General features: G+C 70.3%; 25 protein-coding genes and 1 tRNA gene. 10 read left to right on the top strand and 16 right to left on the bottom strand.

The features are described from left to right. The first annotated feature begins 69 nt into the window (after nucleotides 1–69). Together K6T50_RS11585 and K6T50_RS11580 are read left to right on the top strand one after the other, a co-directional pair. Nucleotides 70–678, top strand: a complete 609-nt coding sequence (locus tag K6T50_RS11585; protein ID WP_222606747.1) for an HAD family hydrolase — start codon at nucleotides 70–72, stop codon at nucleotides 676–678. A 113-nt stretch (nucleotides 679–791) separates the two neighbouring features. After that, entirely contained in the window at nucleotides 792–1703 is a 912-nt protein-coding gene (locus K6T50_RS11580) for a methyl-accepting chemotaxis protein (protein ID WP_222606746.1), read from the top strand. Nucleotides 1704–1752: 49 nt separating this feature from the next. Here the strand turns inward: K6T50_RS11580 and K6T50_RS11575 are convergent, their stop codons facing one another. From K6T50_RS11575 to K6T50_RS11560, 4 genes are all read right to left on the bottom strand, one after another. Continuing rightward, nucleotides 1753–3693, bottom strand: coding sequence for a DUF2070 family protein (locus tag K6T50_RS11575; RefSeq protein WP_222606745.1), 1941 nt, complete (start codon nucleotides 3691–3693; stop codon nucleotides 1753–1755). Between the two features lie 214 nt (nucleotides 3694–3907). Continuing rightward, nucleotides 3908–4462 carry a GMP synthase subunit A gene (locus tag K6T50_RS11570; protein WP_222606744.1) on the bottom strand — a complete coding sequence of 185 codons (555 nt, stop codon included), beginning with the start codon at nucleotides 4460–4462 and terminating at the stop codon, nucleotides 3908–3910. A 115-nt stretch (nucleotides 4463–4577) separates the two neighbouring features. Further along, nucleotides 4578–5165 carry a DUF7097 family protein gene (locus tag K6T50_RS11565; protein ID WP_222606743.1) on the bottom strand — a complete coding sequence of 196 codons (588 nt, stop codon included), beginning with the start codon at nucleotides 5163–5165 and terminating at the stop codon, nucleotides 4578–4580. A gap of 47 nt (nucleotides 5166–5212) precedes the next feature. After that, nucleotides 5213–5356: a rubrerythrin-like domain-containing protein gene (locus tag K6T50_RS11560; protein ID WP_222606742.1), complete on the bottom strand. Its 144-nt coding sequence runs from the start codon at nucleotides 5354–5356 to the stop codon at nucleotides 5213–5215. Nucleotides 5357–5623: 267 nt separating this feature from the next. On the opposite strand from K6T50_RS11560, the gene K6T50_RS11555 reads away from it, so the two are divergent. From K6T50_RS11555 to K6T50_RS11540, 4 genes are all read left to right on the top strand, one after another. Beyond that, complete coding sequence (locus K6T50_RS11555; RefSeq protein WP_425601385.1) at nucleotides 5624–6004, top strand: DUF192 domain-containing protein; 381 nt, start codon at nucleotides 5624–5626, stop codon at nucleotides 6002–6004. A gap of 67 nt (nucleotides 6005–6071) precedes the next feature. Beyond that, nucleotides 6072–6410, top strand: coding sequence for a hypothetical protein (locus K6T50_RS11550; RefSeq protein ID WP_222606740.1), 339 nt, complete (start codon nucleotides 6072–6074; stop codon nucleotides 6408–6410). Nucleotides 6411–6504: 94 nt separating this feature from the next. After that, nucleotides 6505–6834 carry a DUF8081 domain-containing protein gene (locus tag K6T50_RS11545; RefSeq protein ID WP_222606739.1) on the top strand — a complete coding sequence of 110 codons (330 nt, stop codon included), beginning with the start codon at nucleotides 6505–6507 and terminating at the stop codon, nucleotides 6832–6834. 72 nt (nucleotides 6835–6906) lie between these two features. Beyond that, a complete protein-coding gene (locus K6T50_RS11540; protein WP_222606738.1) occupies nucleotides 6907–7380 on the top strand; it encodes a redoxin domain-containing protein in 474 nt (157 codons plus the stop codon). A 583-nt stretch (nucleotides 7381–7963) separates the two neighbouring features. On the opposite strand, the gene K6T50_RS11535 is transcribed toward K6T50_RS11540, so the two are convergent. Further along, nucleotides 7964–8048, bottom strand: a tRNA-Ser gene (locus K6T50_RS11535). Nucleotides 8049–8157: 109 nt separating this feature from the next. On the opposite strand from K6T50_RS11535, the gene K6T50_RS11530 reads away from it, so the two are divergent. Next, nucleotides 8158–9138, top strand: coding sequence for an AAA family ATPase (locus tag K6T50_RS11530; RefSeq protein ID WP_222606737.1), 981 nt, complete (start codon nucleotides 8158–8160; stop codon nucleotides 9136–9138). 18 nt (nucleotides 9139–9156) lie between these two features. Here K6T50_RS11530 and K6T50_RS11525 read toward each other — a convergent pair whose 3' ends face one another. The 7 genes from K6T50_RS11525 to K6T50_RS11495 all read right to left on the bottom strand — a co-directional run bounded on the left by K6T50_RS11525 (nucleotide 9157) and on the right by K6T50_RS11495 (nucleotide 15206). Further along, entirely contained in the window at nucleotides 9157–9651 is a 495-nt protein-coding gene (locus K6T50_RS11525; RefSeq protein ID WP_222606736.1) for a DUF7519 family protein, read from the bottom strand. Continuing rightward, nucleotides 9648–11009, bottom strand: coding sequence for a DUF58 domain-containing protein (locus tag K6T50_RS11520; protein ID WP_425601384.1), 1362 nt, complete (start codon nucleotides 11007–11009; stop codon nucleotides 9648–9650). Before K6T50_RS11520 ends, K6T50_RS11525 begins: the two co-directional genes overlap by 4 nt. Next, nucleotides 11006–11584 (bottom strand): DUF7269 family protein, encoded by a 579-nt coding sequence (locus K6T50_RS11515; RefSeq protein ID WP_222606735.1) that lies wholly within the window; start codon nucleotides 11582–11584, stop codon nucleotides 11006–11008. The genes K6T50_RS11520 and K6T50_RS11515 overlap by 4 nt, the downstream gene beginning before the upstream one ends. Then, nucleotides 11581–12594, bottom strand: coding sequence for a DUF4129 domain-containing protein (locus K6T50_RS11510; RefSeq protein ID WP_222606734.1), 1014 nt, complete (start codon nucleotides 12592–12594; stop codon nucleotides 11581–11583). The genes K6T50_RS11515 and K6T50_RS11510 overlap by 4 nt, the downstream gene beginning before the upstream one ends. Nucleotides 12595–12739: 145 nt before the next feature. Beyond that, on the bottom strand, nucleotides 12740–13879 hold the full coding sequence (locus K6T50_RS11505; RefSeq protein WP_222606733.1) for a zinc-dependent alcohol dehydrogenase: 1140 nt from the start codon (nucleotides 13877–13879) through the stop codon (nucleotides 12740–12742). 179 nt (nucleotides 13880–14058) lie between these two features. Beyond that, nucleotides 14059–14490, bottom strand: a complete 432-nt coding sequence (locus tag K6T50_RS11500) for a universal stress protein (protein WP_222606732.1) — start codon at nucleotides 14488–14490, stop codon at nucleotides 14059–14061. Between the two features lie 170 nt (nucleotides 14491–14660). Next, a complete protein-coding gene (locus tag K6T50_RS11495; RefSeq protein ID WP_222606731.1) occupies nucleotides 14661–15206 on the bottom strand; it encodes a response regulator in 546 nt (181 codons plus the stop codon). 734 nt (nucleotides 15207–15940) lie between these two features. Here K6T50_RS11495 and K6T50_RS11490 point away from each other — a divergent pair. From K6T50_RS11490 to K6T50_RS11480, 3 genes are all read left to right on the top strand, one after another. Then, a complete protein-coding gene (locus tag K6T50_RS11490) occupies nucleotides 15941–16642 on the top strand; it encodes a DUF1028 domain-containing protein (protein ID WP_222606730.1) in 702 nt (233 codons plus the stop codon). Nucleotides 16643–16714: 72 nt separating this feature from the next. Beyond that, entirely contained in the window at nucleotides 16715–17149 is a 435-nt protein-coding gene (locus tag K6T50_RS11485) for a hypothetical protein (RefSeq protein WP_222606729.1), read from the top strand. Next, nucleotides 17142–17660: a DUF7965 family protein gene (locus K6T50_RS11480; protein WP_222606728.1), complete on the top strand. Its 519-nt coding sequence runs from the start codon at nucleotides 17142–17144 to the stop codon at nucleotides 17658–17660. Before K6T50_RS11485 ends, K6T50_RS11480 begins: the two co-directional genes overlap by 8 nt. A 37-nt stretch (nucleotides 17661–17697) precedes the next feature. On the opposite strand, the gene K6T50_RS11475 is transcribed toward K6T50_RS11480, so the two are convergent. From K6T50_RS11475 to K6T50_RS11460, 4 genes are read right to left on the bottom strand one after another with little or no spacing between them, the layout of a single operon-like run. Further along, nucleotides 17698–19914: a dipeptide ABC transporter ATP-binding protein gene (locus K6T50_RS11475; protein WP_222606727.1), complete on the bottom strand. Its 2217-nt coding sequence runs from the start codon at nucleotides 19912–19914 to the stop codon at nucleotides 17698–17700. Next, nucleotides 19911–20849 carry an ABC transporter permease gene (locus tag K6T50_RS11470; protein ID WP_222606726.1) on the bottom strand — a complete coding sequence of 313 codons (939 nt, stop codon included), beginning with the start codon at nucleotides 20847–20849 and terminating at the stop codon, nucleotides 19911–19913. The genes K6T50_RS11475 and K6T50_RS11470 overlap by 4 nt, the downstream gene beginning before the upstream one ends. Next, nucleotides 20849–21802, bottom strand: a complete 954-nt coding sequence (locus tag K6T50_RS11465) for an ABC transporter permease (protein ID WP_222606725.1) — start codon at nucleotides 21800–21802, stop codon at nucleotides 20849–20851. The genes K6T50_RS11470 and K6T50_RS11465 overlap by 1 nt, the downstream gene beginning before the upstream one ends. A gap of 21 nt (nucleotides 21803–21823) precedes the next feature. Continuing rightward, nucleotides 21824–23482, bottom strand: coding sequence for an ABC transporter substrate-binding protein (locus K6T50_RS11460; RefSeq protein ID WP_222606724.1), 1659 nt, complete (start codon nucleotides 23480–23482; stop codon nucleotides 21824–21826). Between the last annotated feature and the right edge of the window lie 60 nt (nucleotides 23483–23542).

The following is a 23542-nucleotide window of genomic DNA, read 5'->3' as shown; positions in this document are numbered from 1 at the left end:
CCGACCGGAGCCGTGGAATCGGCGGACTCCGTCGGAGCGTTCTTGGCGGCTCGGGGTCGAGAGGCGGTCGTGACCGCCGTCTCGTTCGCGCTGTTCGACACGCTCGTCGAGGCCGACCTCCCGTCGGACCCGGCGGCGGCCGTCGGCGACGAATTGCGAGCCCGCGGCGTCGATGTCCCCGACGACTGGGCCGACGCCTACGGCGAGACCCACGTCGACGCCCCCGCGGGCGCGGAGGTTCCGCTCCCGGCGCACGTGAGCCGGGCGCTCGCGTCCCGCGGCGTCGACGCCCCCGGCAACGCCGCCCGACGGGCCGTCGTCGCCGCCTTCGACCCGGCGGTCCGAACCCGCACGGGGGCGGTCGACGCGGTCGAACGCGCGCGCGAGGACGGACCGGTCGGGCTGCTCGCGAACTGCGCGGTGCCCGAGCTGGTCGGCCGCGTGCTCGTGCGGTCGGACCTCGCGCGCAACGACTTCAACGCCGTCGTGACGAGCGTCGCCTGCGGGTGGCGCAAGCCTGACCGGCGGGCGTTCGAGCGCGTCGCCGGCGCGCTGGGGGGCAAAGTCTCGGAGCTTACGCACGTCGGCTGCGACGGGGCGGTCGACGGCGCCGTCGCCGACATCGGCGGGCGCTATCGCGACGCCGCCGACTGGTTCCCGGCCGATCGTGACCCGTGATCGGGCCGGATCGAAGCGCCTGTAGCCACGGGTCAGGGATCATTGGTTGTAATAATTCCGTGTCGTGATAATTTGATGCGGGATATTATCCGTTTTTGAGAGGATACGCGGATATGGCAACCACCGAGTCAGACGACGTGGGCGACATCGAGGTCGACATCGACGACGCGATCGACGCGGACGCCGAGGAGATGAACGAGGACGCAGCCGACGCGCTCACCGGGCTGCAGGCCGCCTCCCAGCAGGTCGCGGTGTCGACGACGGAGATCGCCGGACTGGCCGACGAGCAGTCCGAGGACATGCGGACCGTGAGCGACGAGATGACGAACCTCTCGGCGGCCATCGAGGAGGTCGCCTCCTCGGCCGAGCAGGTCGCCGCGGCGGCCGACGACGCCGAAGCGGCCGCCGAACGGGGCGAGGAGTCCGCCGAGGAGGCGATGAACGCGATCCGCGCGGTCGCCGACGCGGCCGAGTCGATGACCGAGGGGATCGAGCGGATCGGCAGCCGGATCGAGGACATCGACGAGTTCGTGGACGTGATCGACGACATCGCCGAGCAGACGAACCTGCTGGCGCTCAACGCCAACATCGAGGCCGCCCGCGCCGGCGCCGAGGGCGACGGCTTCGCCGTCGTCGCCAACGAGGTGAAGAACCTCGCCGAGGACTCACAGGAGGAGGCCGAGGCCGTCGAGGAGACCGTCGACGAGATCAAAGCCGAGATGAACGAGGTCGTCGACGAGATCGAGGGGAGCAACGAGCGCATCGACGAGGGCGTGTCCCAGACCGCCGAGGCGATGGACCACCTCGGGGAGATCGCCGACACCGTCTCGGAGGCGTCCGCGGGGGTCAGCGAGGTCGCTCGCGCGACCGACGAACAAGCGGCCTCCGCCGAGGAGGTGTCCGCGATGGTCGAGGACGCCGCCGGGGACGCCGACGAGATCGCCGCCGAGGCCGACGAAATCGCCGCCGCCGTCGAGGAGCAGACCAACGAGATCGGCTCGGTCGTCGAGACGCTGCGCGACTGACGGGCGAGCCGATTCTGGCGTGGGATAGTCGAGAGCGAGCGCCCTCCGGTTACGCGCCCGTCACGAAGAACAGCAGCACCGAGATCGCCAGCGACGCGAGGATGACCGCCGCCGCGAGGGCGCCGCCCATCGAGACGGCGGCGTTGGCGTGGCTCGCGAGCGACTCGGTGCGGTCGTTACCGAACACCGTCACCTCCGCGTGTTCGGTCGCCATGCCGGACTCGACGGGTTCGGCGTCGGCGGCCGCCTGCCGGGCCACGTCGACGACCACGTCCGTGAGCGCGTCGCGGTCGATGGCCGCGCCGACCTGGTTGTCCGCCTCGACGGTGTTGACGATGTGCGTGTCGGTCGTCATCACCTCCGCCTCGTCGGCGTCGACGGCGTCGACGACGGCGTCGACGAGGTGTCCGCGCAGTCCGGGCTCCATGTTGTTGCCGTCGACGAGCACGTACGCGGTCGTCTGCGGGTCGGCGTTGGCGGCCTCGGCGCCGCCGTCGACCTCCGTCACCATCGCGCGGACGCCGAGCGGGCCGATCCCCTCCTCGGGGACCCAGTCCGTGCGCTCCCAGGCGACGCCCGCCGAGAGGTCGCCACGGGGCGCGACCGCGAGGCGCTCGCCGACACGGCGGGCCGCCTGTATCATGTCGAACGAGCGCGTCGACCCGGGGGTGACGTGGCCCAGGTCCGGGCCGTCGAGGCCGTTGTTGGAGTTGTGGGCGTCGACGAGCAGCACGTCGTCCAGCCCCTCGGTGCGCGCCTCGGCGGCCGTCGACAGCCCGACGGCGTACTCCACGTCGTCGGCGAAGCCGGGTGCGAACGTCGACACGAGCAGGGCGTCGTCGTCGAACCCCTGCCCCAGGATCGACGCCTCGCCGGCGGTCGCGCGGACGCTCTCGGTCGCCTCCGGGGAGTAGGTGAGCCGGTCGTACGCGCGGTCGGCCGCCTCGACGACGGTGTCGACCTCGCGTTCGGTGACGAGGTTGAAGTCGTGTCCGGCGGTCGCGTGCGGCGGGAACGCGACGCCGTCGGTCGCGGCGGCGATGCGGACGGGGAGGTTGCCGCCGCCGATCTCGCCCATCGGCCCGGGGTGGATCATCGGGAGCACCCAGCGGGCCTTCTCCTCGCCGTCGGGCGTCCGCAGCGAGAGGACCGTCACGGGGACGACCGCCTCCTCGCCCAGCTGCTCGAAGAAGTCCTCCAACTCGCGGGACCCCTCGGCGACGTGACCGATGAACCCCTGGAGGAAGTCGAGCACCGAGACGCCGAGCGTGTTGCGCCATGGGCGGTCGACGACGTAGAGGAAGGTCCACACCGCGCCCGCATACAGCGCGCAGGTGAGCCCGAGCACGAGGAAGTGGTCCGGGCTGATCGCCGACAGCGCCGGCGGCGCCTCCTGGGGCCGCGAGAGGTACGGCATGAGGAACGTGTCGAGCAGCGGCCCGCCGACCTCGAGGAGGCGGAGCGTGCCGCTGTAGACGAACAGCAGGACCGCGGCGGTCAGCGTCTGGATGCTCGCGGGCACCGCCGCGACCGGGAGCGACGACCGCGAGACCGCCATGATCACGAGCAGGCGGATGGCGAACACCGACGCCAACGCGACGACGAGCACGTCGAAGACGAACCGCTGGGACAGCGGGGTCAGGTACGCCACGAGCCCCCCCACCGCGAGGAAGGCGACGATGACGACCTCACACACCAGCGCGAGCAGGGACGAGCGGTTCGGCGTGAGCTTCCCGCCGACGAGCCGGTCGACCCACGCGGTGCCGAGCCCGGCGACGACCGTCGGGATGCCGATGAAGAACACGCCCTCCCAGGCGTCGCGACCGACGAACAGCACGCCGCGCCAGACGACGGACGTCTCCGGGCGCTCGAAGGCGCCGACGCCCGCGACGGCCGCCAACAGGAGGGCGAACGCGACCGACGTGTACCACGACGGCGCGCGGAAGATGAACCGCGAGAGGCCGGCGAGGTTGCTCTGGGTCGCAGTCATACGCGTTGACGGTGGCGAACGCGTGCGGGACGTAAAAATGAGGCGTACTCGTCGTGCGTCCCGCTACCGAGGGACGAACGGAAGGACCGGACGCCGGCGGGTACGTGTTCGACCTGAATCGCTCGGACAGGCTCACAGCAGTGACTTCTCGGAGCGGAACCGATCCAGCTCGAAACCACAAGAGGGAACCGCCGATCGGAGAAACCGAGGGCGACTACCGACAGATCTCGGCGAAGTTCTCGAAGACCTCCTGTCCCCGCTCGGTGTGGCTCACCTCGGGGTGCCACTGGACGCCGTACAGGTCGCGGTCGGTGTCGGACATCGCCTCGACGCCGCACACGTCGCTGTCGGCGGTGACGGCGAACCCGTCGGGCGCCTCGACGACCTCGTCGGCGTGGCTGGCCCACGTGCGCGTCTCGGGCGCCAGCGACCCGACCAGCGGGTCGTCGTCGTCGCGGATCCGTACGTCGACGTCGGCGTAGCCGCCGTAGTCGCCGGGCTCGACGCGGCCGTCAAGTTCCTCGGCGATGAACTGCAGGCCCAGACAGATGCCGAGCACGGGCACGCCCAGGTCGAGGTAGTCGGAACAGCGGCCGACGCGGTCGATGCTCGGGCCGCCCGAGAGGACGATCCCGTCGGCGCCGATGTCGTCGGGGTCGGTGTCGTTGTCGAGGATCTCGGTGTCGACGCCCACGTCGCGAAGCGCCCGGCCCTCGAGGTGTGTGAACTGTCCGTGGTTGTCGATGACCACGATGCGCGGCTCGCTCATACGGTGGATTGCGCGGACGTGGTGAAAAGCGGCCCGCTTCTCACCGAGCGATGCACGGATATGCGTACCTCAGCCGTCGCCGTCGCGACCTGCGCTGCTCGTCGTCGCGTCCGCGTCACTCGTCGCCCCGGCGGTCGTCGCCGTAGCGTTCGCTGGCGGACGAGAAGCCCAGTTCGCCGAGTTCGTCGCCGCGGCGGCTCTCGCGTTCGGCGACCGCCTCCGGGTCGGGACTCGCGTCGTCGTCGACGCGGGCGAACGACTTGTGCACCTTCGTGTGACACCACCGGCACAACCCCACCGTGATCTCGTGGGACAGGCTCCGATTCGACTCGCTGTCCGGCGATCGCTCCGGTCCATCCGCGCGTCCTCCCTCCGCCGCGCCCGCCCCGTACGAGAGGTGGTGCTCCTCGACGAGTGGGCGGCGGTCGTCGTGGGCGATCCGGACCTCCTCCAGCCCACACCGCGCGCACGCCTTCGCGTCGGTCGTCGACCGGTAGTGCGGGCAGTCGCGCCAGTCGGCGTCCTCGTCGGCGGCGACGCAGGCATAGTCGACGCGGCGCCGCTCGGCCGCGAACTCGCGGTCGTCGCCGGCGCGTTCGAGCGCGAAGCGACAGCGACCGTCGCCCGTCAGGTGGTCACACCGGCCGGCGAACTCGTAGGGGTCGTCGACGCCGACCGGCGTCCCGTCTGGCGTCCGCTCCATACGGGAACTCGCGTCGCGCTCGGGTAAAAACGATCACTCCCGCAGGATCACTCCCGCGGGACGCTGATGTCCTGCAGGTCGCCGCCGCACTCTGGACAGGCGCTCGGGCTGTGCTCCGCCTCGATGCGCGCCGAGCACGTCCGGCACTCGAAGACGCGCACCGTCCCGGTGTGGTATGGGTCCGGACGCATGGATCATGGTAACGATGCACACGATAATAAGCCCCGCGGTCGTTCGGCGTCGGTAGAGTTCCGTTTCGTCTCGCCGTCGTACGGTTTTTGTGTGTAATCGCTGTTCGGGAAAATCGCATGTATTCGTTCGATCTCGGTAGATATATGGATGGATCACGATCCACGACAGGGCGACGACACGACGAGAGCGGCGTGCAGGTTGCGCGCGTCGCGAGCGCGATCGCGCGAACGGATACGTTCATACCCCCGGCCCGTCCACCACGCCCCGTGCGAGTGATCCACCGGTCCGCGGCCATCGACCCGGAGAACGAGGCGCCGTCGGCGCCGCGCGAGCACGTCCTCGCGACGGACGTCGACGTGGCCGATTCGTTCGGGTCGCAGGCGCGCGGGCTGATGTTCCGTCGGTCGGTTCCCGACGACTACGCGCTCGTGTTCCCGTTCGAGGAGGCCGACTCGCGGAGCCTCCACATGCTGTTCGTCCCGTTCGCCATCGACGCGCTCTGGCTCGTCGACGGCGAGGTGACGAAGGCGAAGCGCCTCCGGCCGTGGGTCGGGCTCGGCTGGGGCACCGCGGACACGATCATCGAGCTGCCGGCCGGCGCCGCGGAGGACGTGGAGCCCGGGGACATCGTCGAGGTCGTCGAATAGCCGGCCCCCCACGTCGCCGACGCGGATACCGTATACCGTTATGACAGATCACGCCCAAGCGTCGGTCATGCGCCGAGCGACGCTGGCGGGTGCGCTGCTCGTCGGGAAGGGCCTGGACGCCGTCTCGACGGTGGTGGTGCTCCACCTTTCGGACTCCGTGCGCGAGTCGGTGCCGCTCTCGCGGGCGCTGATGGCGTGGCTCGGTCCCGTCGGGGGGATGGCGCTGCTCACCGTGATCACGATGGTGATCGTCGGCCTCCTCGCCGAGTCGGGCGTCCTCATCGACCGCCTCGTCGGCGGCGAGACCCCCGACTGGTACGTGCCCGGGCTCCGCGCGGCGGTGTATCTCGGCTGCGCGACGTGGTTCGGGCTGATCGGGCTGTGGAACTTCTCGCACTTGCTGTGACGCGGTCGGGCGAACCGCCGGGGATGTGGAAACCGCGGCCGCGACGCCGTCGGAACTCCGGACGTATTTATCGGATGCCGTACTATGCGGGGGCGTGAGCTACCTGGTCGAGGTGAAGCCGTCCGCGCGCAAGGCGAACGCGGCGGTCGGCCACGCGGTGCTGCGGGACGGCACCCGCCGGGAGTTCGGCGACCGCGGCGCCGCGGAGGCGTGGGCCGACGGGCTCTCGACGGGCGCCGACCGCCCGGTGTGGATCCACGCCGCCCACCCCGCCGACAACAGCGAGGTCGACGGGTACCTCGTCTCCCGACAGCGCCAACTGCTCGACCTCGACGGGGCCTACGACAAGCGACGGCGACGCCTCCGCGGCGGCGACGACGGCGACCCGGGAAGGCTCGACGCGTACGCCGACGGCGGGGAGTGACGCGCCCGTCGGCGTCGTGCGGTACACAACCGAGGAGGATTTACTATCCACGCGGTGATACGATCCGTCGTCATGGTGTCGCAAGGAGACGCCGCGCCGACGTTCACCGCGACGTACAAGGGTAGCGACCACGAGTCGTTCGACCTCGACGACCACCTCGGCGAGGGGCCGGTCGTGCTCGCGTTCTTCCCCGGCGCGTTCACGCCGCCGTGCTCCAACGAGATGGTCGCCCTGCGGGAGCACCACGCCGACCTCGCGGCCGCCGACGCGACGCTGTTCGGCGTGAGCGCCGACTCGGCGTTCTCACAGGGCGCGTTCGCCGACGAGTACGATCTCGAGTTCGACCTCGTCAGCGACATGGCCGGTGACGCCATCGAGGCGTACGACCTCTCGATGGACATCCCAGATCTCGGGCTGTACGACGTCGCCAACCGCGCCGTGTTCGTTCTCGACGACGACGGACGGGTCGCCTACGACTGGGTCGCCGACGACCCCACGAACGAACCCGACTACGGGGAGTTGCTGGCGGCCGTCGAGGACGCCTGAATCGGCGCGACCGGCTTCCCCCGTTTTCTCGCAGAGCTGCCGCCCAGTGGTGCCGCCGGAACGCTTGGACTCGACAGGCGCCGGGGCGACGGTCAACTCAGGGCGACCGAGATTGATTCTATATCGCGAATAACAGTGTATAGTGTGAGTTTCGTCTTCCGGACGGGATCGGCTCGGATCGGCGTTGTCGCTACGCTCACGGCCTGTATCGTCGGAATTCCACCAGGAGCGAGGTTTGAACTTCGCCGAGACGGTCGGTCGCTCACTTCGTTCGCTCGGCGCTGCGACTTCCGTGTTCAAATCCCTCCGGAAGTCGTTTCGCGCTCACGGGTGCGAGAGCCACGGAGGACTCTCGCAGTCTTGTTCGCGCGAAAAGCGCCGAGGGAGAGATTTGAACCCGGTCGTTCCGCTCGCGTCCGCTCGCTTCACTCCCTGCTCAAATCTCTCCGCAAAACCGTTCACGTCGGCGCGGTTCCTCGCGACTCGCTCCGCTCACGGCTCACTCCGTTCGCCGTTCGCGTCGTGGCCTCACTCCGCTCGGCCACGCATTGCTCGTCGCTCGTCACGGTGCGTCTCGTAGAAGCGCCGAGGGAGAGATTTGAACTCCCGAGTCCGAATGGACAGCAGATTTCGAATCTGCCGCCTTGGCCAGGCTAGGCTACCTCGGCTCACCTTCACGTCGGGCGGTCAGCCTGTAAACCGTTTCGGTTCGATCGACCGTGTGCCACGCCTCACCGAACCCCGAGGCTTCTTGCCGGTCGAACACCCCAACCGAACATGGACGTTCCCGACGCGAGCGCGGCCTGCGAGGACGTGCTCGACACCCTCCGCGCCGCGATCGTCGCCGACGACGCCTTCTTCGAGGACATCCTCCTGGGCCTGCTCTCCCGCGGGCACGTGCTCATCGAGGACGTGCCCGGCACGGGCAAGACGCTCACCGCGCGGTCGATGGCGACGGCGCTGGGGCTGTCGTTCTCGCGCGTGCAGTTCACCCCGGATCTCCTCCCCTCGGACGTGACCGGCACCACCGTCTACGACGAGGGCACCGCGGAGTTCGAGTTCTCGGAGGGGCCGATCTTCGCGAACGTCGTCCTCGCCGACGAGATCAACCGCGCGCCGCCGAAGACGCAGGCGGCGCTGCTGGAGGCGATGGAGGAAGAGCAGGTGACCGTCGACGGCACGACCTACGAGCTCCCGGAGCCGTTCTTCCTCATCGCGACCCAGAACCCCGTCGAGCAGTCGGGGAACTTCCCGCTGCCGGAGGCGCAACTCGACCGGTTCACGGTGAAAACGTCGATGGGCTACCCGGATCTCGACGGGGAGATCGAGCTCCTGCGCCGCCGCGCCGGCCGCGGCGAACAGGACCCGAGCGTCGATCCGGTGCTCGACGAAGGGCGGGTGCTGGGGGCCCGCGAGGCCCCCGAGTCCGTCCGCGTCCACGACGACCTGCTGGAGTACATGGCCGCCGTGACGCGCGCCACCCGGGGGGACCGACGCGTCGAGGTCGGGGTGTCCCCTCGGGGCACCCAACGGCTGTTCGAGACGGCTCGGGCGGCGGCGACGCTCGCGGGCCGCGAGTACGTCACGCCCGACGACGTGAAGCGCGTCGCGACGCCGGTGCTCGCGCACCGACTGGTGCTCACGCCGGACGCGAAGGTCGACGACGTGGCGAAGACCGACGTGCTCCGAGCCGTGCTCGACCGCGTCGAGGTGCCGACCGTTCGCGACGCCGAAACCGGGACGGAGCCCGCGGAGTAGTCGGGGACCGGTCGGTTCTCACCGAACCGCGCTCACCAACGCGATCGCCCCGACCAGCAGGAACACGAGCGCGACGACCGGCTGTCCGCCCGCGGCGGCGACGTAGACGCCGAACGACACCGCGGCGGCGACGGCGCCGACGGCGACCGAGCCGGCCGCGTGGGTCGCGACGTTTCTGGTCACGTCCGTCTCGCGACCCAGTTGTTCCCCGAGCCCGAGCGCGTGCTCGCCCAGATCCCATGACAGCGCCGCCGCGAGGCCGCCGACGAGCAGCGTTCCCGGCCCGGCCCCCGAGACCCCGCCGGCCAGCAGGACGCCCGTCGCGAGCGCCGCCGCGCCGGCACCCAGCACGCGCCGCGATCCGACGAGCGTGCCGACGGCGACGAGCGCGACGCCGGCCGCGCCGAGACCGCCAGCCGGGGGCGACGTGAGCCCGAGCGCCGCCGCGCCGAGGGCCGACGCCAGCGCCGCGAGCGCGACGCCCAGCCGGGGCGGCTTGCGCGTGACCGTCATCGCGACCACCGCGCGGCCGCGCGCTCCAACTCGGTCGCCAGCGACTCCTCTCCCCAGTCGATCACGCGGATGCCGGCCGAGCGGAGCCGCGAGAGCCGATTCGCCCGCTCGATGCCGGCGAGGCGGTGGCCCGGCGTGTCGTCGGCCGTCGAGTCCGGGGAGATCACCGTGACCGCGTGGCCGTAGGCGTCGAGCCGGCGGGCGACCGTCGCGGCGTAGTCGTCGGGCAGGGGCGTGCAGAACAACACCTGCGCGTCCGCGGGGAGCCACCGTCGGAAGCGACGCACCCACGTCGTCGGGAGGAAGCGCTCGTCGGTCGGCGTCGGCGCCAGCGCGGGGTGGGTCGCCAGCAGCTCGCGGGCGCGGGCGGCGTGGTCGTCGCCGACGCCGGGGTCGAGCCGGCAGTCGCCGGGGCCGAACGCGGCGACGCCGACGCGGTCGCCGCTGTCCAGCAGCGCGGGCACCGCCTGCGAGGCCGCCTCGACGCTCCGCTCGACGGCGTTGGGCGACTCCGCGTCCGGCGCGAGGTACGCCTCCTCGCGGGCGTCGATGCAGACGACGACCGTCGCCGCGCGCTCCTCGCGGAACTCCAGCGTCGAGAGCTCGCCGCTGCGGGCGTACCGGGCCCAGTTCACTCGCTTGGCGGGGTCGCCGTGGCGGTACTCCCGCGTGGAGTGGAACTCGATCCCGGACCCGCCCACGTCCGTGGGCACGCGCCCCGAGTAGACGGTCGTAAGCCCACGGAGGGGCAGCGACGCCGACGCCTCCAGCTCCGGCGTACACCGGAGCGTCGTCGCGCCCCCGGCGTCCAGCCGGGCGTCGCGCTCGCGCGAGCCGCTGGGATTGCGCGCGAGCACGTGGACCGGGTCCCACTCGTGGACGCCCCGGATCGCCGTCACGCGGTAGCTGACCGTCGCCGTCCGCCCGGGTCGCAGCGCGGTACCGAGCCGCGCGGGGGCGTCCGTCGCCAGCGCCGCCGGCACGCCGTCGACCAGCCGGAGGTCCGGGAGCACGCCGTCGCCCTCGTTGCGGACGCGCAGCGTGACGGTCACCTCCTCGCCCGGGTCGGGGGTCGGATCCGAGAGGTCGCGCTCGATCGTCACGTCGATGTCCGGCGCGGAATCGCCGCGGGCGTACGCGGCGAAGGCGACGCCAAGGGCGCCGACCAACAGGAGCGGCGGATGTCGCAGCAGGACGCCGAGCCCGACGGGGAGGAGCGCCAGCGCGGCCATCCCCGTCCACCGCCCCGTCGGTACGACGCCGCGCGGGCGGATCCGGCCGAGCGGGTCGGCGTTGCGGCCGTTCGCGCCGGTGGACCCGTCGGCCGATCCCCGGTCCCGAGAGACGCGTTCGCTCACCGATCCACCCCCGAGAGCGTATCGAGGGCGCCGCCCTCGGCGCCGGCGGCCGAGAGCGCGTCGACGGTGTGGACGACGCCGTAGCGGAACTCCGCGTCCGCGCCGAGCAGCCGCCGCAGGCGCGCTCTCGGTGGCGGGGAGATGTCCGTTCCGAGGAACCACGCGGCGACCGGGTCGTCCGTCCAGGTGCCGTCGTCGACGGCGTCGGCGACCTCGCCGTCCGCGTAGTCGCCGCGGGCGCGAAGCGTCTCCTCGGCGACCTCACGGAGGTGATGGTGGAACTCCCGGCGGCGCTTGATGCTGGCGCGGGAGAACCCCCCACGGGAGATCAGTTCGTCGTCGTCGTCGCCGGGGACGGGCACCTCGTAGCGGTCCTCGGGATCGCCCGTCTCGGTGGCGCGGTGCTCGACCGTGCGGGCCTCGTTCGCGTACCGGATCCCCTGCACGAGCGCGAGCACGCCCGCGCCGGTGACGAACACGTACGTCAGGTCGAACAGCCCCGCGAGCCCGCGCTGGACGACGACCACGAAGCCGAACGCGACCGCGGCGACGCCGAGGGCGGCGACGGCTCTCACCGCCGGCCACCCCCGCCGTGTCGGCCGTCGGGACTCGTGTCGCCGCCGGCGTCGTCGCCCGGGAGGTCGCCGTCGGCGTACGCCTCCTCGATCCGGCGCAACGCGGCGACGGCCTCGCGCTCGCGCTCGGGGGTCGCCGGTTCGTCGCCGTAGCGAACGGCCTCGAACAGGTCCGTGAGCGCGGTCACGTCCTCGCGGGCCATCCCGGCGTCGACGGCCGCGGCCGCGAACTCCGCGGGCGTCGTCGACCGGGGGTTCTCGACCGCCAGCGCGCCCGTCATCTCGCGCCACGCGCGGTACACCTCGTTCTCCAGGTCGGCGTCGGACTCCAATCGGTCGGCCGCCTCGCCCGCGCGGGCGCCGACCTCGCGCCGGCGCTCGGGGCCCGGCGGCTCCGGGGGTTCGTCGGCGAGTTCGTCGTCGTCGTCGCCGGTGGAGACGAACAGCAGGAGGACGCTCCCGAGGATCGCGACGACCAACAGCAGCCCGACGATGGCCGTCGGCGCCGAGAGCGCCTCGCCGGCGGCGTTCGCGCCCGCGGACCCGCCGCCGGAGGGGAGTAGCGAGGCGTTCTCGACGGCCGACTGGGCGGCGCCGACGGCGATATCGGTCGGCTCCGACCCGCAGGAGATCAGCCCCAGGTACAGCACGCCCAGCGGGAACAGCGCCGCCGAGACGAACATGCCGCTGAGGAGCCACGAGCGGTTCGTCCGGTACATCGCCGCGAGGAACAGCCCGACGCCCGCGAGTAAGGCGATCTGTACGCCCGGTCTGGTGAGGAACTCGACGCAGATGCTCACACTGAGGCTCGCCTCCCCGGACGGCCCGTCGCCGCCGAGGTCGGCGGCGCCCTCGTCCTCGGCGCCGATGCCGGACTCGTCCGTTGCGGAGCCCGCCCCGAAGCCGTCGCTCGCGGTCGTCGTCGCCGAGTCGAGCGTCGCGGCGGCGACGCCAAGCGCGAGCACCGCCAGGAGGGCCAACGCCGCGGTGACCAACGTCCGTCTGTCCACGATGTGGTCCGCTAGCGCGCCCCCGGGCTAAGGGATTTCGACGGAGCCGTGGCCGCCGGTCGGCTGTCGGCCGTCGATCGTCGCCGGTCGCGTGGTCGACGGCGGACCGAGGCGTCCACGTCGGCGACGAACCGGGGCGCCCGCGTCAGTACGTCAGGAGCACCTGCACCGCCTCCTCGGGTCGGCGGTCGAGAAGGTCGTACGCGTCGGGCGCCTCCGCGACCGGGATCCGGTGGGTGACGAGCCGGTCGGTGTCGATGTCGCGCAGCCGGCGCCACGCGGTCGCGAGGCGGCGCCCGACGGTCCACCGGCCGCGTCGCTCGGGCGCGAGCGTGCTCACCTGGCTGGCGCGGATGTCGATCCGGCTGCGGTGGAACCGGCCGTCCAGCGACAGCTCGGCGGGCTTGGTTCCGTACCACGACCCGACGACGACGCGGCCGTCGTACCCGGTCGCGTCGACGGCGTCGTCGAGCGCCGCGGGGTTGCCCGACAGCTCGTACGTCAGGTCCGCCCGGTCCGGCGAGCGCGACTCGTCGCGGTCGCCCGCCGGCGTCGACGGCGACGCCGAGGCGGGAGCGGAGGCGGGGGCGGGGGTGGACCCCGGGTCCGGGTCCTGACCCGGGGACCCGTCGACCGCCCGGTCGCCTCCCGAACCGCCGGCGAACAGGGACTCCGGGTCGACGACCTCGGGGTCGACGCTCCGGTCGGCACCCATCGCCGCGGAGAGCTCGCGTCGGCTCGCGAGCGTCTCGACGGTCACCAGCTCCGAGAGCGGGAACGACGACAACAGCGCCGTGGTGAGCAGCCCGATGACGCCCTGCCCGAACACGACCGCGCGCTCGCCGATCGCCGGCTCGCCGTCGAGCGCCAGGGTCACCGCCGTCTCGACGTTCGGGAGGAACACGGCCCGCTCGGGCGAGATCCCGTCTGGAACGCGGCTCACCGCGTCGACATCGACGACGAACTCGCTGGCGTGCGGGTGGAAGGCCAGCACCGTCTCGCCGTGCCACCCCGGGTCGACCCCGGGCCCGACCCCGGTCACCGTCCCGACGGTCGAGTAGCCGTACGGGAACGGGTACGAGAGCGACCCCGACAGCGACGGGAGCGTCTCGTCGACGGCCGTCTCCGGGTTCATCTCGCCGCGGTACAACAACAGCTCCGTCCCGGGGCTGATCGCCGACGCCGTGGCCTCGACGACGAGCTCTCCCGACCCCGGGTCCGGCACGTCCGTCTCCCGCACCGTCACCTCCCGGGGACCGGTGAAGTACACCGTCCGTCCCGCCACGGGCTACCACGCCCCCGGTGTGGCGAGCGGTGTAGCGAGAGCACTACGGGCGCGACCGCCGGACGCGCCCCGCGAGAGCGCGTCCCGTACTCCGTCGTGGGCTGTCATCTTCCGTACCAGGGGCTACGTCGGTATAATTGCTCGGGCGAGATCGCCGGAGGGACCCGAGTCGGGGGTCGTCACCCCTCGTCCTCGCGGTGGCGGACCGTGAGCACCGGCACGTCCGAGAGGCGGACGACCTTCTCGGTGACGCTGCCGAGGAGATATCGGTCCAGCCCGGTGCGGCCGTGGGTGCCCATGACGACGAGGTCGATCTCCTCGTCGTCGACGTAGTCGAGGATCTCGCGGTGGGGGACGCCGGTCCGCAACGCGGTGACCGCCGTCACGTCCGCCGCCGCCGCGCGCTCGGCGACCTCATCGGTCGACTCCCGGGCGCCGGCCTCGAGGGTTTCGTAGATCGACCCGAGTCCCTCGTTGACGGTGTAGACGGGCTCGACGACCGCGAGCGCGTGCAGCGTCGCGTCGTACGTCTCGGCGAGGTCGATGGCCCGCTCGATGGCGCCCTCGACGGCCGTGCTCCCGTCCGTGGGAACGAGGATCCGGTCGTACATGTGAAGACCGACGGGAGCGAACGAGTTGGCTGCCGTGGACGGTTCCCGGATCGTGGTGACTGTCGTTGCGCGTCCTCGACACATTCGGACCGGATCACCGCAGCCGTGACCGGAGGGCGAGAGAAGGATTCGCGACAGGTTCGTCGGATCGGTGGAACTCTCCCCGCGGCTCACGCGACGTCGGAGAACGCCGCCTCCGCGCCGACCGCGTCGAGGTGGTCGTCGAGTTCCGACCGGACCGCCTCGATGTCGTCACACAGCGTCGCGTACGCGTCCGTCGAGGTCTCGCCGGCGATCTCCAGGGCCGCCTTCTTCGACGCGAGCGCGAAGAACTCCTGGCTGCGCTCGTCGTACGAGGCCCGCTCGATCAACACGTCGACGAGCCCGATCAGCTCGGACTCGTCGACCGGCTTGACGCGGTAGTCGTCGAACGGCATGTCGACGATGTCGACCGTCGGCTCGACCGCCGTGAGCATCGCGACGCGACAGTCGATCTCCGCCGCGCGCAGCTCCCGGAGCACCTCCTCGCCGTTCATCCCGGGCATCCGTCGGTCGAGCAGCGCCACGTCCACCGAGTCGTCGGCGACGGACAACGCCTCCTCCCCGTCGGTCGCCGTCTCGACCTCGTACCGGTCGCCGAGGTACGCCTCGTACAACGAGACCAACGCCGCCTCGTCGTCGACGAGCAACACCGTGGCCGACGCGTCGTCGCTCACGGTCGCCCCGTCGTCCGTCGTGTCGGATCGGTCATCAGTGAAGCCATGTGGCGGGTGATTCCTCGCGTCGTAAATAGCCAACCACGAGAGAATCAATCTCTGTAATCAGTTCGACGGCGGGGGGCGAGCCGCAGTCTGCAGTACACGGGCGCCGTCGGGGATCACCGAGGTCGGCGATCCCTGGTGGGCGCGATGAGCCGCCCGGTCGTCGCGTCCACACGGCGATAACAAACCATTTGAATATTGGTATATTAGTAGTAGTATTTGTTTATCTATATTTTTGCCGGCGGCGGTTCGACTTCCCGTGTGCTCGGACTGGAGATCGCTTCCACACCGTGAGAGGGACTCGACCGACCGCAGGCCGTCGACGCCAGAGAGGACGAAATCGGGGATCAACGTCCCGTTCGCGCCGGAACGCGTCCCGTGTTCCGGGGATATCGGAGCTGTCGCGATCCTCGATGAGTTCGGGGGCGGGTCGAAAACACGCCGAGTTCATGGTCCGAAGGGCCGACTCCCGTGATCGGTCGTTTCATCGTCGAACGCATACAGTAGGGCGGGGAACCCGTGCGGCCAAGCGCAGATCTCCGAGCTAACGATGGAACGAAGGTATCATGTTTCGAGATAGTATTTGAAACAGATAGTTCGGTCGCCCGAGGCGAGTCACGACCGTCCGTGACCGACGGGCGTCCGGCGGGGAAGGGTATTCGTATATGGGCGCCGCCCGACGGTCGAGTATGAGTACCAGCCACGAGTACCCCGGAACGTTTTCGATCGCCGTCCGTGACCCGGAGGCGAACGCGTTCGGCGCGGCCGTGACGACCGGTACGGTCGCCGTCGGCGCGACCTGTCCGTACGTGAGCGAACACGCGGCGGTCGTCACGCAGTCGTACACGAGAACCGAACACGGCCGCGACGGCGTGGCCCGAGCCGATGACGGCGAGCGGGTGGACGAGGCGCTAGAGGCGCTTCTCGACGCGGACGAACACGCCGCCTACCGACAGGTCCACGGCGTCGGCGAGGACAGCGAGTTCGCCTTCACCGGGGACTCCTGTGTCCCGTGGTGCGGGAGCCGCGTCGGTTCCGAGTTCACCGTCGCGGGAAACATGCTCGTCGGGCCGGAGGTGCTGGAGGAGGCGGCGACCGCCTACGAGACCGCCGACGGCGACGTGGCCGAGCGACTCGTTTCGGCGCTCGAGGCGGGCGAGGCAGCCGGCGGCGACGAGCGAGGTGAATTGAGCGCGGCGTTGCTCGTCGCCGCGCCGGAGCCGGAGTTCTACCACAACCTCCGGGTGGACTACTCAGAGACTCCGGTGGCCGATCTCCGCGACCTGCTGACCGAGGCGCGCTCGGCGCGCGAGCGGATCCGCGCCGGCACCGACGAGACGTTCAAGGGCGACTACCCCGAGGAGATACTGGAGTTCGGGATCAAGTACTGACGACGGCGAGTCGCGCGGGGGTGGGCGGCCGAACCCACGGTTATTTGTCACTCCCGCGACCATCAGTCGCCGATGTCCACTGCCCTCCACCTCGCTGTCAGGACGGTTCACCTCCTGTCGATGGTCGCGCTCGTCGGCGTGAGCGCGGTCGCCTGGTACGCGTTCCGAACAGCCGTTCCTCCGGCGCGAGCGAGACTGCTCAACGTCGAGTGCGCCTTCTGGGGTCTCCTGGGGCTGCTGCTCGCGACGGGCGTCGGGAACGTCGGTTCCCTCGGCGCGCCCGGCCCGGGGACGCGGTGGGGCGGGCTGCTGGCGACGAAGCTGCTCGTCGTGCTCGGCGTGGTCCTCGGATCGTTCCTCCGGACGAGTCTGGTACTGCGGGCGCCCGCGGGGACCGACCTCCGACGGGAGCCCGAGTTCGGACCGATCCTCGAAGGGAGCTATCTGGCGACCACCGTCTCGCTCCTGGCCGTCGTCGTGCTCGCCGAGGTGCTGGCCCATGGATGAGCCGACCGACGTCGACCGGCCGGACGCCGCCGCCGACGGCACCGAGGTCTGGCTCGTCGCCACGTTCAACCTCGTGGCGTTCGCCCTCCCGCTGGTGCTCCTCGGTCACCTGTCCGGGGCGCTCGCGGACGTCCTTCCGGGATTCGGAACCGTTCCCGGCCTGGCCGGGTTCGGCTACCTCTGGGTGCTGAACTGGCTGTCGACTCGGTGGGTGTTCGCGAAGGGCGGTCTCGGACGCAGCGAGACCGGAGGGACCGGCCGGCTCATCCTCCGGGGGACCGCCGGCGGCGCGCTCGTCGGCATGGGGTTCGTGGTGGGCATCGCGCTCGCCATCGCCGCCGTGAACGTGGTGGTCCACGGAATGGTCGACGTCACCGCGACGGTCTTCCTGCTCGCGATCGGCGCGGCCGCGGGGGCCGTCGTCGGTCTGGTCGTTGGCCTGCTGTTCGGACTCGTCGACGTCGCGCTCTACCGGTCGAGCGCGGCGTTGGTCCCGAAGGAAGCGTCGTAGGAAGGCCGACGAGGAGCGCCGTCCGGAGGCCGGACGGTCAGTCCGAGTCCGCGCCGGGCGCGTCGACCGATGGCGTCCCGATGAACGAGTCGCGCTCGCTCATCTCCTCGACCGAGAGGTGACACGAGATGCGGTGTCCGTCACCCATGTCCTCCAGGTCCGGCACGTCCGTCTCGCAGACGTCGCCGATCTTCTTCGGGCATCGCGTCTGGAACGGACAGCCCGACGGCGGATCGATCGGGGAGGGGACGCTCCCCTCGAGCAGGATCCGGTCGGGCCTGCGCCGCGGGTCCGCCTCGGGGACCGCCGACAGGAGGCTCTCGGTGTAGGGGTGGAACGGCGCCGAGAACACCTGATCGACGGTTCCGAACTCGGCGATCTCGCCGAGGTACATGACCGCGACGCGGTCGCAGCTGTGGCGGACGACGCCGATGTTGTGCGAGATGAACAGGTACGCGAGCCCGCGTTCCTCCTGGATCTCGTTCAGGAGGTTGAGGATCTGCGCCTGGACGCTCACGTCGAGCGCCGACACCGGCTCGTCACAGACGATGAGCTTCGGCTCGACCGCCAGCGCGTGCGCGATGGCGACGCGCTGCTGTTGGCCCCCGGAGAACTCGTGGGGGTACTTGGAGGCGGCCTCCGCGGAGAGGCCGACCCGTTCGAGCAGTTCGCCGACGCGGCGGCGCTTCTCCTCGCCGGTAGCGATGTCGTGTTTCTCCATCGCCCGGCCGACGATCCGCCCGACGGTCTTTCGCGGGTTCAGCGAGCTCCCGGGGTCCTGGAAGATCATCTGCATCTCCCGGCGCAGGCTGCGGACCTCGGTGTCGCCGAGCTCGTGGAGCGGCTGCCCGTCGAAGTACACCTCGCCGGCCGTGGGTTCGAGGAGCCGAAGCGCGGTGCGCGCGACCGTCGACTTCCCGCAGCCGGACTCGCCGACGAGCCCGACGGTTTCGCCGGGGTAGACGTCGAAGTCGATCCCGTCGACCGCCTTCACGTAGCGTCGCTCGAACGTCGGGAACCCGCTCTCGCCGCGCGTCAGCGAGAGGCTCCCGAACGCGCCGTCGCCGGCGGGGAAGTGCTTCTTCAGTCCGCTGACCTCGAACAGCGGCTCCCCGCTCCGGTCGACCTCGTCGCGGCCGCCCTCGGTTTCGGGCGCCGCGCTCTCCGAGAGGTCCAAGTCGTCCGCGTGAATGCAGGCCGCCTGTGAGAAGGACCCCGAAACGCGGTCGAGCGCCGGGTCGCCGCCCGCGCGACAGTCCTCCGTGGCGTGGGGGCACCGCGGCGCGAAGTTACAGCCCGTGGGCAGGTCCGCCAGGTCGGGCATCGACCCGTCGAGCGTCGGTAACTCGTCGTAGGAGGCGTCGACCTCCGGGATCGAGTCGATGAGCGCCCTGGTGTAGGGGTGGCGGGGGCGGTCGAACAGGTCCTCGAGCGGCGCCGTCTCGACGAGGTTCCCGGCGTACATCACGCCGACGTGGTCACAGGTCTGTGCGACGACGCCGAGATTGTGCGTGATCATCAACACCGCCGTCCCCTCGCGCTCCTGCATGTCGTTCAGGAGTTCGAGGATCTTCGCCTGCGTGGTCACGTCGAGCGCCGTCGTCGGCTCGTCGGCGATGATGAGGTCGGGCTCACAGGAGAAGCCGATCGCCACCAGCACGCGCTGGCGCATCCCGCCCGAGAACTCGTGTGGGTAGTCGTCGACGCGCTCCGCGGCGTCGGGGATCCCCACGTCGTCCATCGCCTCGATCGCCCGTCGGTGCGCCTCGTCCTTCGAGGCGCCCTGGTGGCGGCGGATGGTCTCGGCGATCTGCTCGCCGACGGTCATCACGGGGTTGAGCGAGGACATCGGGTCCTGCGGGATCATCGCGATCCGGTTCCCCCGAACGTCGCGCATCTCCGGCTCGGAGTACGAGAGGAGGTCCTCGCCGTCGAACAGCACTTCGCCGCCGGTGATCTCGCCGGGGGAGTCGATGAGGCGCATGAGCGAGCGGGCGGTCACGGACTTGCCCGCGCCCGACTCGCCGACGAGCCCCATCGTCTCGCCGTGGTCGAGGGTGAACGACACCTCGTCGGTGGCGACGACCTCGCCGTCCTCGGTCCGGAAGACCGTCCGGAGGTCGCGGACGTCGAGCAGCGGCGCGTCGGCGTCGCGCTCGGCGGCCGTCGCGTCGCGTTCCCTCGTCGCGTCCGTCGCCGTCGTGTCAGTCGCCGTCGCGTCGGTCGCCGTCGCGTCCGGCGTGTCGGCGCTCATTCTATCGCCTCCACCTTCGGGTCGAGCACGTCGCGCAGCCCGTCCCCGAGCATGTTGAACCCGACGACGGCGATACCGATCGCCAGCGCCGGGAACAGCAGCATCCACGGCGCGGTCTCCATGAAGCCGCGACCCGTGTTGATCATGAGTCCCCACGAGGGTCGGGGCGGCTGTGCCCCGAGCCCGAGGAACGAGAGGCTCGCTTCCGCCAGGATGGCGAACGAGACGTTCAGCGACCCCTGCACCAGCATCGGGGCGGTACAGTTGGGGAACACCTCGCTGAAGACGATCCGCGAGTTGCTCTCGCCCCTCGCGACGGCCGCCTCCACGTACGACTCGCTGCGTTCGGCCAGCGCCGCGCTCCGGGAGACCCGGGCGATGTACGGCGTGTACACGAACGCCAGCGCGATGATGACGTTGCTCAGCTCCGGCCCCAGCACGACGAGGAGCGTGAGCGCGAGCAGCACGGGCGGGAACGCCATGGCGGCGTCCATCAGTCGCATCACCAGTTCGTCGGTCAGTCCGCCGGCATAGCCGGCGATGACGCCGAGGACCGCGCCGACGGCCAGCGCGACCGAGATGGCGCCGAAGCCGACGTACAGCGAGATCCGGCTCCCCACGACAACGCGGCTGAAGATGTCGCGGCCGAGGTCGTCGGTCCCGAACGGGTGCGCCAGGGACGGCGGCTGCGTGCGGGCGGGGATGTTCGTCTCCGCGACCGGGTACGGAGCCAGCGAGAACGGCTGGATCGTGACCCCCTGGACGGCGATCGGTCGCGCGAAGATCGCGACGACCACGAGCGACACGACGATCGTCAGCCCGAGCATCGCCTTCGTGTTGTTTCGGAACTTCCGGGCGAACCGGCGGATCCGCTCGCGCTGTGCGTCGTCGAGTTCGAACCGGCCGGTCGCTCGGTCGCTCTGTTCGGTCGCCATCACTCCTCACCCCCGTAGCGGATACGCGGGTCGAAGTAGGCGTACAGCAGGTCGGCCGCGAAGTTCGAGAACATGTATATCAGTGCGACGACGATGATGCACCCCTGGATCAGGGGGATGTCGCGACTCTGGATCGCGGTCAGCGTCAGCCGGCCGATGCCGGGCCAGAAGAACACCTCCTCGAGGACGACGACCCCGCCGAAGGCGTAGCTGAACTGGAACGCGATGACCGTGATCACCGGGATGACGGCGTTCTTGAGCGCGTGTCGCAACACGATCACGCGCTGGCTCATCCCCTTCGCCCGGGCGAGGTTGATGTACTCCTCGCCGAGCACCTCGATCATGGACGACCGAGTCATGCGCATGATGTAGGCGGTGAGCGCGAAGCCCATCGCGCCGGCCGGCAACACGAGGTGTGAGAGCGTCGCGACCGGGTCCTCGCTCGGCGGGACGTACCCCCCGGTCGGGAAGAAGTTGAACACCACCGCGAACAGCAGGATGAACACCAGCCCCCACAGGAAGATGGGCATCGAGATGCCGACGAACGCGAACATCGACGCCGAGATGTCCGGTGCCTCGTTCTGGTTCACCGCGGCGTACACGCCCAGCGGGATCGACAGCAGGACCGCGACGAGCGTGGCCGACACGGCCAACAGTAGCGAGCGCGGCAGTCGCTCGGCGACGAGCGCGGCGACCGGCTCGCTGAACCGGAGCGATTGCCCCATGTCTCCCTGCAACAGTCCGACGACCCAGTCGAGGTACCGGACGTACAGCGGGCGGTTGAGTCCCATCTGTGTCCGGAGCGCCTCCAGCGATTCCTCCGTCGCGTTCGGCCCGAGGATGAGCAGGGCCACGTCTCCCGGCAGGATGTTGGTCACGGCGAACGCGATGACCGTGACGAAAAACAGCGTCACCGCCATGAATCCCATCCGGCGCAGTACGTAGTTGTACATCGATGAGAAGAATGAGAGGGGTTACCGGTCGAGCCAGTTGTCCTGGAACTGGAGTGTGGACCCGTCCGGCGCGCCCATCGGCCCCTTGTACTCGGGCTGGGCGGCGTAGATGCTCGGCTGCCACCACAGCAACAGGTGCCCGGAGCGCTCCTCCTGCAGGATCTCGGTCGCGTCGTGGTAGAGGTCCGCCCGCTCGTCCTCGTCGTAGATCGTGCGGGCCTCCTCGACCAGGGAGTTGTACTCCTCGTTCTCCCAGCCGGTGAAGAAGAACGCCCCGTTCGGGTGGAGGAACTTGTAGAACGACACGTCCGGGTACCACAGCGCGAGGTACGAACTCGTCGTCGCCTGGAAGTCGCGGTTCGAGTAGACGTCCGAGAGCCACGTGCTCCACGTGATCTGCTGGATCTCCAGGTCGATGCCGGCCTCGGCGGCGTCGGCGGCGATCACCTCCGCGCCCTGCACCTGCGTCGGGTACGACTGCGGGATCTTGAACGTGGCCGAGTAGCCGTCGGACATGCCCGCGGCGTCGAGGTGCTCCTGGACCTTGTCGAGGTCGCGCTCGCGCGGCCCGAGGTCCGGGTGGACGTAGGGGCTGCCGGGCGCCGCCGGCGACGCGGTCGTCTGCCCGGTGCCGTAGAGGGCCGCCTCGGCGACTTTCTCCTTGTCGATGGCGTAATCGAGCGCCAGCCGCGCGTCCTTGTTGTCGAAGGGCTCGCGGTCGCAGTTCAGCCCGAGGTACACGAGCGACTTCGGGAACTGCGTCTCGAAGCGGACGTTGGAGTTGTTGCGGACGCTCTCGGCGTCCCGCGGCGCGATGCCGTTGATGAAGTCGTACTCGCCCGCGTTGAACGACTGCAGGCGGACGCTGGGGTCGGGGATCTCGCTTTTGACGATCTCGTCGATGAAGGGGCCGTCCTCGTCGCTGGCGCCCCAGTAGTCCTCGTAGCGACTCATCGTGAACGAGGTCTCGACCTCCCGGCTCTCGAACCGGTAGGGACCGGTCCCGATCGGCTCCTCGACCTGGTCTTTCGCGGCGTTCTCGGCCGGCATGATCGCGAGCTCGGCCGTCGCCATCTTGGCGATGAACGGCGCGAACGGCCGGTTCAGCTTGATCTCGAAGGTATAGTCGTCGGGCGCCCGGAGCTCCTCGACGTTCTCGAAGAAGCCCGTGGCAAGGAAGTCGCCGTTCTGGACGCGCTCGTAGGTCGCCAGCACGTCCTCGGAGGTCATCTCCGAGCCGTCGTGGAAGGTGACGCCCTCGCGCAGTTCCATCGACAGCAGCGTGTTGTCCTCCGTCTGCTCCAGAGACTTCGCCAGGTGCGGTTCAAGCGAGTAGTCGTCCTGGAGCTTCACCAACTCCTCGTAGATGTTCTCGAGGACGCGCTTGGACGCCGCCGAGGTGTCGATGTGCGGGTCGAGCCCCTGCACGGGGACGGCTCCGCCCCACTGGAGCGTGCCGCCGACCTGTGCGCCGCCGGGATCGGCCGTCGGCGTGCTCTCTCCGCCGCCGTCGGACCCACCATCGCCGCCCCCGTCACTGTCGCTGTCGGTTGAACCCGAGTCGCTTCCGGCGCAGCCGGCGAGCGCGGACACGCCCGTCGCGCCGACCGCGCTGAGGAACGCACGACGCCTAGTGCTGCGGCTATCCGAGGGATCTGACCCCTTGCTACCGTCTTGCATACATCTGCTACGTTCGATTCACCCTACATAAGTATTTGGGTCACTGTCCGATCGGCCGTT

Source organism: Halobaculum magnesiiphilum (assembly GCF_019823105.1).
Taxonomy (GTDB): domain Archaea; phylum Halobacteriota; class Halobacteria; order Halobacteriales; family Haloferacaceae; genus Halobaculum; species Halobaculum magnesiiphilum.
The sequence above is the reverse complement of the archived record's forward strand: the minus strand, read 5'-3'. Positions and strand labels throughout refer to the sequence as shown.